Source organism: Polyangium sorediatum, from assembly GCF_029946465.1.
In the GTDB taxonomy this organism is placed as follows: domain Bacteria; phylum Myxococcota_A; class Polyangia; order Polyangiales; family Polyangiaceae; genus Polyangium; species Polyangium fumosum.
In genome coordinates, this window is record NZ_JARZHI010000001.1 from 229082 (window position 1) to 241500 (window position 12419).

The 12419-nt window shown below is 67.6% G+C and carries 12 protein-coding genes and 2 tRNA genes; 5 read left to right on the forward strand and 9 right to left on the reverse strand.

Going from position 1 to position 12419, the window contains the following annotated elements; all coding sequences use genetic code 11:
• Positions 1–19: 19 nt before the first annotated feature.
• On the forward strand, positions 20–631 hold the full coding sequence (locus QHF89_RS00935) for an HdeD family acid-resistance protein (RefSeq protein WP_136930468.1): 612 nt from the start codon (positions 20–22) through the stop codon (positions 629–631).
• A gap of 87 nt (positions 632–718) precedes the next feature.
• On the forward strand, positions 719–1231 hold the full coding sequence (locus QHF89_RS00940) for a GNAT family N-acetyltransferase (RefSeq protein ID WP_136965205.1): 513 nt from the start codon (positions 719–721) through the stop codon (positions 1229–1231).
• A gap of 78 nt (positions 1232–1309) precedes the next feature.
• On the opposite strand, the gene QHF89_RS00945 is transcribed toward QHF89_RS00940, so the two are convergent.
• From QHF89_RS00945 to QHF89_RS00975, 7 genes are all read right to left on the reverse strand, one after another.
• Positions 1310–1433 (reverse strand) — tRNA-OTHER (locus tag QHF89_RS00945).
• Between the two features lie 163 nt (positions 1434–1596).
• Positions 1597–1721 (reverse strand) — tRNA-OTHER (locus tag QHF89_RS00950).
• A 154-nt stretch (positions 1722–1875) separates the two neighbouring features.
• Positions 1876–2601: an urease accessory protein UreG gene (gene ureG, locus QHF89_RS00955; RefSeq protein WP_136965206.1), complete on the reverse strand. Its 726-nt coding sequence runs from the start codon at positions 2599–2601 to the stop codon at positions 1876–1878.
• A gap of 15 nt (positions 2602–2616) precedes the next feature.
• On the reverse strand, positions 2617–3285 hold the full coding sequence (locus QHF89_RS00960; protein WP_136965207.1) for an urease accessory UreF family protein: 669 nt from the start codon (positions 3283–3285) through the stop codon (positions 2617–2619).
• Between the two features lie 10 nt (positions 3286–3295).
• Positions 3296–5011 (reverse strand): urease subunit alpha, encoded by a 1716-nt coding sequence (gene ureC / locus QHF89_RS00965; protein ID WP_136965208.1) that lies wholly within the window; start codon positions 5009–5011, stop codon positions 3296–3298.
• A 23-nt stretch (positions 5012–5034) separates the two neighbouring features.
• On the reverse strand, positions 5035–5796 hold the full coding sequence (locus QHF89_RS00970; protein ID WP_136965209.1) for an urease subunit beta: 762 nt from the start codon (positions 5794–5796) through the stop codon (positions 5035–5037).
• Positions 5797–5872: 76 nt separating this feature from the next.
• Positions 5873–6733, reverse strand: a complete 861-nt coding sequence (locus tag QHF89_RS00975) for an urease accessory protein UreD (protein ID WP_136965210.1) — start codon at positions 6731–6733, stop codon at positions 5873–5875.
• A gap of 155 nt (positions 6734–6888) precedes the next feature.
• On the opposite strand from QHF89_RS00975, the gene QHF89_RS00980 reads away from it, so the two are divergent.
• Entirely contained in the window at positions 6889–7437 is a 549-nt protein-coding gene (locus QHF89_RS00980) for a hypothetical protein (protein ID WP_136965211.1), read from the forward strand.
• A gap of 52 nt (positions 7438–7489) precedes the next feature.
• On the opposite strand, the gene QHF89_RS00985 is transcribed toward QHF89_RS00980, so the two are convergent.
• Positions 7490–8284 carry a sulfite exporter TauE/SafE family protein gene (locus QHF89_RS00985; protein ID WP_136965212.1) on the reverse strand — a complete coding sequence of 265 codons (795 nt, stop codon included), beginning with the start codon at positions 8282–8284 and terminating at the stop codon, positions 7490–7492.
• Between the two features lie 18 nt (positions 8285–8302).
• Positions 8303–9931, reverse strand: a complete 1629-nt coding sequence (gene rtcR / locus QHF89_RS00990; RefSeq protein ID WP_136965213.1) for an RNA repair transcriptional activator RtcR — start codon at positions 9929–9931, stop codon at positions 8303–8305.
• A 153-nt stretch (positions 9932–10084) separates the two neighbouring features.
• Between rtcR and QHF89_RS00995 the strand changes: the two genes are divergently transcribed.
• On the forward strand, positions 10085–11314 hold the full coding sequence (locus QHF89_RS00995) for an RtcB family protein (protein ID WP_136965214.1): 1230 nt from the start codon (positions 10085–10087) through the stop codon (positions 11312–11314).
• Between the two features lie 4 nt (positions 11315–11318).
• On the forward strand, positions 11319–12347 hold the full coding sequence (gene rtcA / locus QHF89_RS01000) for an RNA 3'-terminal phosphate cyclase (RefSeq protein WP_136965215.1): 1029 nt from the start codon (positions 11319–11321) through the stop codon (positions 12345–12347).
• The last annotated feature ends 72 nt before the right edge of the window (positions 12348–12419 follow it).

The window sequence follows — 12419 nt, forward strand, 5'->3', positions numbered from 1 at the left end:
GGAAAAGGAGGGTACCCTCATGATGCAGCCTCCGGAAGCGCCGATCGACACGACCCGCATAACGGTGGTCGGGCAGATCGAGGACGTCGTACGGAAAAACCGCGGCTGGTTTTACGGGCTCGGCGCCGCTTTCATGGTGCTCGGCGTTCTCTTGCTCCTCATGCCCCTGATCGCCTCCCTGGTCACGGCCCTCGTGATCGGTTTCGTCATGGTGATCGCCGGCATCTTCCAGGCGTTTCACGCGGTCAAGGCCCGTGGCTGGAGAGGCGGAGCCTGGTCGCTCGTGGGCGCGGTGCTGCTCGTGATCGCCGGCGCGCTCGTGGCCGCCTTTCCCGTCACGGGCACGCTGACGCTGACGCTGACGCTGTCGGCATTTTTCATCGCGAGCGGCCTGGTGAAGCTCATTCGGGCCGTTCAGAACCGCCACATCGCCGCCTGGGGCTGGCTCTTTTTCGACGGCATCGTCTCTCTGGCGCTCGGCGTGCTCATCTTTGCCGGCTGGCCGAGCACGGCCGCCTGGGCGCTCGGCTTGCTCGTCGGAATCGATTTGCTCCTCGGCGGGACGTCGATGATCCTGATCGGGCTCGGCGCGGGAAGCATGCGCGGACCGATCCTCACGACGCGGCCGTAACGGCGTCGGGGCACAAAGCCTCACTCGACACATCCCCGCGGCTCGCTTGGCTTGCCGAACCCATCCCACGACGTAGTATCGTGCGGCATGGTTCCGCCTGCGGCCGAAGTGACCATTCGCCCCCTACGAATCGAGAACGAGGCCGAGCGCGCGCTCGTGCTCGCGCTCTTCGAGCGCTCGACGAGTGTCGGCTTTCCTGCCTGGTTCACGCTCCAAGAGCTCATCGCCCGCCAGCGCGAGAGCGCGGCGGCGCTGCTCGAACGGCAGGCCTTGCCCGAGCCGCCGTCGAAGACGCCGATGGGCGAGGTCGTGCTGATCGCGGAGGCGGCTGGGGCGTTGATCGGCTTCGTATGGGTGAGGACGGCGGTGGACCATTTCACCCAGCAGCCGGTGGGCCACGTCGAAGACCTCGCGACGGTGCCAGGGCATGAGGGCAAGGGCGTGGGGAGCGCGCTCCTGGCTGCCACGGATGCATGGGCGCGGGACCGCGGGCTGTCGGCGTTGACGCTCCACGTGTGGCCCGCGAACACGCGCGCCCGTGCGCTCTATGCACGGCAGGGCTTCGGTGAGGAGATGATTCGAATGCGGAAGACGCTCTGAGGCGTCCTCCATTCGAAACGGCAAAGCCCGATCCCCATGGCGGGGATCGGGCAGAAAGCTCCTTCCGAGCCTTCCAAGCGCCAGGAGCGGGACTCGAACCCGCGACCTCGCCGTTGACAGCGGAGTAACCCTGATCATCACTGCCGTCGCCGGAGAATAGCGACCAAGGTGATTACGCGCTCTACCACTGAGCTATCCTGGCTTCTATCGTCTCGTATCCGTCCATCTCGCGTTGGAAAACGCTCGCTCCTCGGGAGAAAACTGGCCGCGGGGTCTTTTTCGTACCTAAAACGAAGGAACCGCGTGCCTCACTGCCCGGGAGCTTGCGCGCAAAGGGAACGAGGGGGAACCCGAACCCTTCGCGGTACCAGGAGCGGGATTCGAACCCGCGACCACGTCCTTTAATGGAAGTAACCCTGGCCATCACTGCCGTTGCCGGAGAAAACCGGCCAAGGTTTTTTTACGTGCTCTACCTCTGAGCTATCCTGGCGTCTTCGTGTTCCACCTTGAAGCAGGCGGCGTGCCAAGCCGGCCAGGACCCCGCCACAGCCCGTTTGGGGGCGGATTTGGTGGCCTGTTTCGCAAAGAACGGGGAGGCGCCTGGAAGAGCAACTAGCCCACGGGATAAAGACTATCCCATCGGATCAATGATCGATGCCACGCGCATGCTGGTACGCGTGGACGATGTGGTTCACGATCGCTTCGACCCCGACGTCCTTCGTCGCTTGCGCGAAGACCAGGGGACCGCCGCCACGAATCGCCTTGGCATCCCGCTCCATCACGCCAAGGTCGGCGCCCACCGTGCCCGCGAGGTCCGTCTTGTTGATGACCAGGAGGTCCGATTGGGTGATCCCGGGCCCGCCCTTGCGCGGGACCTTGTCGCCGCCGGCGACGTCGATCACGTAGATGATGTAATCCGCGAGCTCCCGGCTGAAGTTCGCCGCGAGGTTGTCACCGCCGGACTCGATGAGGAGCATCTCCGGCCGGTGCTGCGCCGAGAGCTCTTCGAGCGCGAGCAGGTTCGCGGTGATGTCCTCGCGGATCGCCGCGTGCGGGCAGCCGCCCGTCTCCACGGCGCGAATGCGATCCGAGGGCAGGGCCTTGTTCCGGATGAGAAACTCGCCGTCCTCGCGGGTAAAGATGTCATTCGTGACGACCGCCAGGCTCATGCGTTCCCGCAGGCTCCGGCAGAGCGCGAGCACGAGCGCTGTTTTGCCGCTGCCCACCGGCCCGCCGATGCCGACCGTGAAGGCGCGCTCGTCGAAGGCGCGCGCGAGCGGCCGAGCACGCTCCTCGAAGCGCCCCGGGTGCTCCATCTGCTCGTGCGTGTGCCCGTGATCGTGCCCATGTTCGTGAGAATGGCCGTGCATGCTTCTCTCCGGAATTCAGCTCGAAAACAGACGCGAATAAAGCCGGTCCTGGTGGCCCTGGAAAAGATCGACGAGCGGCGCAGTCGTCGCGAGGTCCTCCTCCCCGCGCATTTCGTGCCGGGCGAGGACCGCGAGGACCGCGCCCGTGAGTTGGTATTGCAGCGCCTGCGCCTCCAGCGGCCCGAGGAGGCTCAAGCGCACGGCGCTGGAGACGAGGCCGCGGAGGTGCAAGAACAGAAAGAGCCGCTGCGCCTCGCCGCGCGCGAGCCCGAGCCGCGCGGCGATGGCGCCGAAGAGCGGCGCGAAATGCCCGCGGAACGATTCGTCCTCGCGCGAGCGCGCGCGAAGCTCGCGCAGGGACGCGATTCCGAACGAATGCGAGGCCGCTGCGAGCCACGCCCGTCCTTGCGCGCGGCTTGCCCGGTTCGCTACGTGGTTCGTCAGGAACGCATCCTGACGTCGATCGAGCGCGGGGAACCTCTCGGGGGCGGTGTGGGCGGCCGTGACCATCGGCAGGGCGCCGGCGCCAGCTTGCTCCAGGTTGTGCAGGAGGAATCGTTCGAGGCTCGAAGGCCCCGTGATTTCCCCGAGCTGCGCCGCCGCTTCGAGCCCGCCGGAATGCGCGAATCCCCCCGTCGGAAAGGCCGAATCGGCGAGCTGGAGCAGGAGGAGCGAGAGGGCCATGGCGGGGCGATCAGAACAAGAAAAACCTTTGCGCGAGGGGTAAGACCTTCGCGGGCTCGCACGTGAGGCGCACGCCGTCCGCCGTCACCGCGTACGTCTCCGGATCCACGGTGATGCGAGGCAAGGTGTCGTTCAGCCGCATGTCCTTTTTCCCGAGCGCGCGGCACCCGCGCACGGCCTCGATCCGTTTGCCGAGGCCATACGAGGCCGCCACGCCGGATGCGATCGACGCGCCGCTCACGAACGCGATCGAGGCTCGTCCCGGCGCGCGGCCGAAGCTCGCGAACATCGGACGCATGCGGACCGGCTGCGGCGTCGGGATCGATGCATTTGGATCGCCCATCTGCGCCCATGCGATGACGCCGCCCTTGATCACGATCTCGGGTTTGGCCCCGAAAAATGCCGGGCGCCACAGGACGAGGTCTGCGAACTTGCCGACCTCGACCGAGCCAATGAGGTGCGAGGCGCCGTGCGCGACGGCCGGGTTGATGGTGTATTTCGCGATGTAACGGCGCACGCGGAGGTTGTCGTGGTCGCCGCGCTCGTCCGCGAGCCGCCCGCGCTGCTTGCGCATCTTGTCGGCCGTTTGCCAGGTGCGTGTGACGGTCTCGCCGACCCGGCCCATCGCCTGCGAATCCGAGGAGACGATCGAGATCGCGCCCATATCGTGCAGGATGTCTTCCGCCGCGATCGTCTCGCCACGAATGCGCGACTCCGCGAATGCGACGTCCTCGGGGATGCTCCGGTCGAGGTGGTGACAGACCATGAGCATGTCGAGGTGCTCGTCGAGCGTGTTCACCGTGAAGGGGCGCGTGGGGTTCGTCGACGAGGGGAGCACGTTGGGTTCGCCGCAAACACGGAGAATGTCGGGCGCGTGGCCGCCGCCCGCGCCCTCGCTGTGGTACGCGTGGATCGAGCGGCCCTTGAACGATGCAATCGAGTGCTCGACGGCCGCGCTCTCGTTCAGGGTGTCGGTGTGAATCGTCACCTGTACGTCGTATTGCTCGGCCACGGAGAGGCAGCAATCGATGGCCGCGGGCGTCGTGCCCCAGTCCTCGTGCAGCTTGAGCCCGATCGCACCGGCCTGGATTTGCTCGTGCAGGCCTTCGGGTTTGGACGAATTGCCTTTCCCGGTGAAGCCAAAGTTGAGCGGCAGCCCGTCGGTCGATTCCAGCATCATGCGGAGGTGGTAGGCGCCCGGGGTGCACGTCGTCGCGTTCGTCCCCGTCGCCGGGCCGGTGCCGCCGCCGATCATCGTGGTGATCCCCGAGGCGATCGCCTCGTCGCATTGCTGCGGGCAGATGAAATGGATGTGCGTGTCGACCCCGCCCGCCGTCACGATCAACCCCTCGCCCGCGATGGCCTCGGTCGTCGGGCCAACCACCATTCCTGGCGTGACGCCGGCCATGACGTCGGGGTTGCCCGCTTTTCCGATCCCCGTGATGAGGCCGTCCTTGATGCCGATGTCGGCCTTGTAGATGCCGGTCCAGTCGACGACGACGACGTTCGTGATCACGCAATCGAGGGCATCCCGCTGGGCCGCGCCCGCGCGCTGGCCCATTCCATCCCGGAGAACCTTGCCCCCGCCGAACTTGCACTCGTCGCCGTACACCGTGAAATCTTTTTCGATCTCGATGATCAGATCGGTGTCGCCGAGCCGGACCCGGTCTCGGGTGGTCGGGCCGAAGATCTCGGCATAGGTGCGTCGGTCGATGATGCGGGACATGGCGTCCTCCGATCGAAATCGAGTCAGGGTTCGGTTTCGTGGGCGAAGCCGAGCGCGCGGACGCGCTCCATCGCGCGGGCGAGGCCCTCGGGGCCGACGGGGCCGTCGGCGAGGGCATTGCCGCCGCGGATGATCCGCTCGCCGGCGATCTCCACGAGCGAGACCGTCTTCGTCTCGCCAGGCTCGAAGCGGACGGCCGTGCCCGCCGGAATGTCGAGCCGCCGGCCATAGGCTTTCTCGCGGTCGAAGCGCAGGTACGGGTTCGCCTCGATGAAATGGTAGTGGCTGCCCACCTGGATCGGGCGGTCGGCCAGGTTCGTGACACGGAGCGAGATCGAGGCGCGTCCCTCGTTCAGCACGAGCGTCCCCTCCGCGGGCAGAATTTCCCCCGGCGTGGGCCCGCTCGGCGCTTCGGCGAAGAACGAACGATCGGGTATGGGGAGGAAGCTCCCGTAAAGGGCGAGGCCGAGATCACCGTGCTCGGCCGCAATGGGGTGGTGGACCGTGACGAGCTTCGTTCCATCGGGGAACGTGCCCTCGACCTGCACTTCGGTCACGAGCTCCGGTACGCCCTCCAGGACCTGATTGCGTCCGAGCAGCTTGCGTCCGAGGTCCATGAGCTCCTCGACGCGCCGCCCATCCCGAATGAATTCGAGGAGCTGCGTGGCGATGAGCGCGACGCTCTCCGGCACGTTGAGCCGCACCCCGCGGGCGAGGCGCTTCTGCGCCAGAAAGCCAGCATTGTGAAGGAGCAGCTTATCCAGCTCGCGAGGAGAGAGATGCATGGCCTCACCGGGAGCCCCCCGCCCAGCTCTCGATTACACCACATCGACGCGCCGCGTCAAGACCGTTTTTCGGGCGCTACCATTTTCTTGCCCAGGGGTCGTCGCCGAGGAGCGGGGCGAGGAAGGCAAGGGAGGTGCGGAGAAAGGCCGCGACGGCTTCCGGCTCCTCGCCCGCCACGCGCAGCACGGCGCCTCCGGGGAGGGGGCTGGCGGTCGCGAGCAGCGGGTTTCGTGCGTGATCCGGCGAGCGGAGGGGCTGGCGCGCGAGGGATTCGACGAGGGCGGCCGCGGCCGTCTCGATCCGAGGGCCGACGAGGACGGCCGTCGCGAACGCATCGAACCGCCCCATACGTTCGGCAATGGTGGATTCGGCGGTATTTTCGAGCGTGAGCGCATCGAGCACGAGGAGGCGGTTCTCCTGGACGACCTCGGTGACGGTCCGGTACGAGGTGAAGGCATACCGCTCCCCGCGCGCCGCGCGGCCCGAGACGAGGCCATCGACGAGGACGAGGGAGGCGCCGGGCGCGAGCTCGACGCGCTGGCGCTGCTGATAGACGGCGCCGGCAAAAGGACAAACTGGATCCGGGAGCAGCGCAAAAAGGGCGCCCTCGCCGACCGTCGCCGACAAGGTTTGGCAGGCCAACTTCCCGTGTTCGCTCTTGTAGACCTTCGTGGACGCCTGCGTGGCGCAGAGCGCCGACGCGCCGTGGCCGACGCGGACCTCGAGATCGATGGAGTCGCCCGCGAGCAAGCCGCCGCCGAAGGTCGCCGCATACACCCACGCGGATGCGCCGCGCGGGCGCGGGACGAGGAGCTTGAGCGGCGCGGACGCGCGCGCGGTGAGGACCGTGGACGCGGAGGCGACACGCTCGACGACGATCGATCCGGCACCGGGCACGGTGGCAGAGGCAGGCAGGATGGATTCGGGCCGGTGCATGGAGAGGACAACGATTGCACAGCGAGAGGGGCCGGGCGTCAAGGCGGATTGCGGGCGCGCAAGGAGCAAGACGATTGCCGCACCTCGTCATCTTCCGGCGACGGGATTGACGTCCTGGGCGTGACCTGTACCATCGGCGCTCGGAGGCGATTCTGATGCAGGCGAGGCGGCTTCTGCTCAAGGACGGAGTACAAACGGAGACGGTCCGGCAGTTCGCCGCGGGAAACTGGTTCCTGTGGAACCGGATCGAGCCGCTCGACCATCAGCCGCTCGTCTACGAGTGGGCCACACCCGCGAGCGACTGCCGCATCCGATACGTGGACGATCATCGGCTCGGGCTCAAGTGGTTCGACGTGGAAGGGCCGCGGAGCGAGCACACGATCGAGGTCATCCGGCGGAGCCTCCCGGTGTACGAGCGCGCCGAGATCCTCACGCTTTGCAGCGAAGCGCGGACCGAGGCCGAGGGAATCTGGGCGGCGTACAAACTCGCGGTGACGGCGGGGCCCACGTTCGACGCGGAGCTCTTCGGCTGCTTCGGGGATCTCGCGAATCACCGCGACGCAGGCGTGCGGCGAGCAGCGATTTACGCGATGGAGCAGGCGCGTTGGCGCGAATTCGCAGGGATCGCCGAGCCGATGGCGGAGGACGATCCGAACGAAGACGTGCGAGTGCGGGCCGCGGCGCTCGTGCGAGCCTTGCAATGAAGTGCAATGCGCCCGGGCAGGTGGTCATCGGAGGCCCGCCGAGGCGCCCTGATCAACGGAAGAAGGCGGCCCGGAAAAACCAGGCCGTCATGGCAAAGCCCAGCACCACGATCGCTCGGCGTAGTTTGTTGGGGTCGATGCGTTGCGAGAGGCGCGCCGAGAAATAGCCACCTACGATGGCGCCGGCCATGACGGAGAATCCGGGGACGAGCCAGAGCAGGCCCTCGCGGAGGAAAAACATCGAGGCGACGAGGTTGATCGCCACGCCGAGCCAGGCCTTCATGGCATTGAGCTCGTGCAGTGTCCCCTCGATGAAGAGGCCAAAGACGGCGAGCATGACGATGCCCATCCCGGCCCCGAAGTATCCGCCGTAGACGCTGACCAGGAATTGCAAGAAGATCCCGAGCGCCACGGGGACGCGCGCCTTTTGGCCGAGGGCGGCCTTGCGGATCCGCGCCTGGAAGGCGAGGAGGAGCGTGGCGAGGAGGACGAGGAGCGGGACGACGAAATCGAAGAGGCGCTCGGGCGTGTGCGTGAGCAGCCACGCGCCGAGGAGCGCGCCGGTGATCGTCGGGAGCGTGAGGTATCGCAAATGGGGCTTCGTGCGCGCGAGCTGGTCGCGAAAGCCATACGCGCTCGCGAGCGAGCCGGGCCAGAGGGCGACCGCGTTCGTGGCATTCGCGGCGAGCGGAGGGACGCCGAATGCGACGAGGAGCGGGAAGGAGAGGAGGGATCCGCCGCCGGCGACAGCGTTGATCGACGAGGCCACGAAGCCCACGGCGAAGAGGGCCACGAGGGCGAGCGGGTTCTGACTGGAAAAACCGAGGTCCTGGGAGACGAGCGGCATGGGGGGCCTCGGTCCGAATCAGGTGGAGCGTCCGCTCGCGGTTTGCCAGTCGAGGCCGAAGCGGGCGAGGTATTTGCGTAATCGATCGGCGTCGTTGACCGTGGTGCGCTCCTTGCGCGATTCGGCGAAGAGCGTGCGGCCGGCCTCGCTGAGGGTGCGCGAGGCGCGGCAGACCCGCAAGACCTCTTCGAGCTGGGCGCGGTCGAATCGATCGAGCTTTGTGGAGGCCTCGGCGCCGAGGACCTCGGCGAGGATTTCGCCGCCGCCGGCGGAACTGCCATGTTGCAGGTGAATGCGTCCGCTCGCCCAGGCGAGTTCCAATCGTTCGATCTCCTCGGCGACATTTTCCTTCGTGATGCGGCCGCCGTGCGCGAGCGTGGCCATGCGGGTGACGCAGGCGTTGAGGTCGCGAAAATTGCCGCTCCAGAGGGCGCGCGGGGAGGCGGCAAAATCGAGGAACGCCTCGCGCGCGGCGCGGTTCATGGTGACGTTGACGCCGAGGAGGCGCGAGGCAAGCTCGAGTTCGTAATCGAGGTTCGGCTCGATGTCCTCGGGGCGCTCGCGCAGGGCCGGGAGGCGGAAGGTCCAGAGGTTGATACGGGCGTATAGGTCCTCGCGAAAATCGCCGCGCGCCGCCCGTGCCCCGAGGTCGCGGTTCGTGCCGGCGATGAGGAGGAAATCACTCTTGACCTCCTGGTCCGCGCCGACCGGATAAAACGCCTTTTGCTCGATCGCGCGGAGGAGCATGGCTTGCTCGTCGAGGCCGAGCTCGCCGATCTCGTCGAGGAAGAGGAGTCCGCCATCGGCCTTGCGCAAGAGGCCCGGGCGATCGGCGACGGCGCCGGTGTACGCGCCCTTTTTATGGCCGAAGAGCGTGGCCATGGCCGCGTCGCCGCGGAGCGTGGCGCAGTTGACCGGGACAAACTCGCCCTGGATCTGGCGTCGCGCTTTCTTGAGTTCGTAAATGCGTGCGGCGAGCTGGCTCTTGCCGGCGCCCGTGGGGCCCATGAGGAGCATCGGGGCGCGCGAGGCTTTGGCGACCTCCTCGACGCGCTCGATCAGGCGATTGAACGAGGCATTCTTGGTGTCGATGCCCGCCTTGAGGAAGCTTTGGCCCTCGTGGCGCTCGCGGGAGAAGCGCGAAGCAATGCGGTCATAGCGGGAGAGGTCGAGGTCGACGATCGTGTACGCGCCCGGTCCGCCGCGGGTCTCCTTGCGGGGCGGCGAGGTCTGGATGACGCGGCCGGGGAAATAGCGGGCCTCGGTCAGGAGGAAGAGGCAGATCTGCGCGACGTGGGTGCCCGTCGTGAGGTGGATAAGATAATCCTCGCGCTCGGGTTTCCACGGATAGGCGCGCGCGATGTCGTGGAGGCCGGCATAAACCTCCTCGAAATCCCAGGCGTCCTTCCAGGTGACCGCGATTCGCTCGACGATCGTGTCGGGCGAGGCGTGGCGGACGTCCTCTTCGATCTGCGTGGCGAGATCGCCGAATCTGGGCTCCGCGAGCAAGACGAGGCGGCTCACGAGCAGGTCCTCGTGCTGGCAAAGCGAGACCGTGGGCCGCCACTTCTCCCAGCGCGCCGGGCCTTTGCCCGCGTCGAGCGAGGTGCCGAGGATGCCGAACACGACGAGGGGTCGAGAGGACATGGTAAGATCGACGACGGAATAGCACGTTCTTCGTCCCCTGTATCGGACTTTATCCAGGTGTCTATGCGCGGACGCGAAAAAGGCCCCGGGAGCCAGGCACGCGGCGTGCTCTTCCGGTCCGCGTCCACCCGTGACGTGAAAGGCTAGGCGACCATGAAGGAGACGACGACCCACCTGACGTTCGAGACCGACGGCGTGCCCATCAAGGCCTGGACGCGCGGCGTGCCGTTCGAGAGCGAGGCGGAGACGCAGGTGCGGCGCCTGGCGAGCCTGCCGTTCCTCCACAAGTGGGTCGCCGTGATGCCCGACGTGCACGCCGGGAAGGGAGCGACGGTCGGGAGCGTGATCGCGACGCGCGGCGCGATCATCCCCGCGGCGGTGGGCGTGGACATCGGCTGCGGGATGATCGCCGTCGAGACGTCGCTGACGGCGTCGCAGTTGCCTGACGATCTGAAGGGGATCCGCAGCGTGATCGAGGCGGCCGTGCCGCACGGTCGGACGAACAACGGCGGGCCCGGCGACCGCGGCGCGTGGGGCGAGGCGCCCGCGCGCGTGCAGAAGGCGTGGGCCGAGCTCGCGCCGGGCTACGAGGCGATCGTGAAGGAGAACCCGTCGATCGGGCGCGGGACGTCGTTCGGGCACCTCGGGACGCTCGGGACGGGGAACCATTTCATCGAGGTCTGCCTCGATGAGCGCGACCACGTGTGGTTCATGCTGCACTCGGGTTCGCGCGGCGTGGGAAACCGCATCGGGAGCCACTTCATCGACCTCGCGAAGAAGGACATGAAGCGGTGGTTCATCAACTTGCCGGACGCGGACCTCGCCTACATCCCGGATGGGAGCGAGACGTTTGGCGCGTACTGGCGCGCGCTCGCCTGGGCGCAGGAGTTCGCGCGGACGAACCGCGCGCTGATGATGGAGGCGACGATCATGGCGGTGCGAACGTCGGGGCTTCTGCCGCCGTTCGAGCTGATGAACGAGGCGGTGAACTGCCACCACAACTACGTGTCGAAGGAGCACCACTACGGCAAGGACGTGTGGGTGACGCGCAAGGGCGCGGTGCGCGCGGGCGAGGGCGAGCTCGGGATCATCCCCGGCAGCATGGGCGCGAAGAGCTTTATCGTGCGCGGGCTTGGGAACCAGGAGTCGTTCTGCTCGTGCAGCCACGGCGCGGGTCGGAAGATGTCGCGCTCGGCGGCGAAGCGGGCGTTCTCGCTCGAGGACCACGCGCGCATGACGGCCGGGATCGAGTGCCGCAAGGACGAGGACGTGATCGACGAGACGCCCGGCGCGTACAAGTCGATCGACGATGTGATGCAAGCGCAGCGCGACCTCGTCGAGGTCGTGCGCACGCTGCGGCAAGTGGTGTGCGTGAAGGGGTGAGGCGATGCTGACGCTGGATGGAGCAACGGGCGAGGGCGGAGGGCAGATCCTGCGCTCCTCCCTGGCCTTGTCGATGGTGACGGGTCAGGCGTTCCGGGTGCACTCGATCCGCGCGAGGCGGTCGAAGCCGGGGCTCATGCGTCAGCACCTCGCGGCCGTGCGCGCGGCCGCGGAGGTGAGCGGCGCGGCGCTCGAAGGCGACGTGATCGGTTCGCGCGAACTCGTGTTCAGGCCGGGCGCCGTGAAGCACGGGTCGTATCGGTTCGCGATCGGGAGCGCGGGGAGCGCGACGCTCGTGCTGCAGACGGTGCTGCCGGCGCTGCTCGCGACGACCGGCAGCTCGTCGCTCGTGTTCGAGGGCGGGACGCACAACCCGATGGCGCCGCCCTACGATTTCGTGGAGCGCGCGTTCTTGCCGATCGTGCGTCGCATGGGCGCGAGCATCTCGGCGCGGATCGTGTCGTACGGGTTTTACCCGGCCGGCGGGGGCCGCGTGGAGGTGACCGTGGAGGGCTGCCCGCGGCTCGCGGCTCTCGCGCTGCTCGATCGAGGCGAGGTGCGAAGGACGCAGCTCCGCGCGCTCGTGTCGCAGATCTCAGGCACGGTCGGGCTGCGCGAGGTCGATACGTTCCTCGCGGAGGTGCCGTGGGATCGCGCGTGCGCGCGGCCCGAGGTCGTGAAGAACAGCCCAGGACCGGGCAACGCGCTCGTGGCCGACGTGGAGAGCGAGCACGTGACGGAGATCTTCACGTCGTTCGGCGAGCGCGGAGTGCGCGCGGAGGCCGTGGCAGAGAAGCTCGCGAAGGAGGTGAAGCGATATCTCGCCGCAGGCGTGCCCGTCGGCGAGCACCTCGCCGATCAACTGCTCTTGCCGATGGCGCTCGGCGAGGGCGGGGCCTTTCGCACGTTCGCGCCGTCGGGGCACACGCGGACGCAAGTCGAGGTGATCCGGACCTTCCTGGGAACGGAGGTGCGGATGGACGAGCGTGGCGCGGAGGAATGCGTGATCGAGGTCAAAGGAATGCGGCGGTAGGAGCGAGCGGGCAGGCGCTCGGGCTCGACATGCAAGGGAACGCTCGACAACGCGGCCGACCCCGGGCATGAC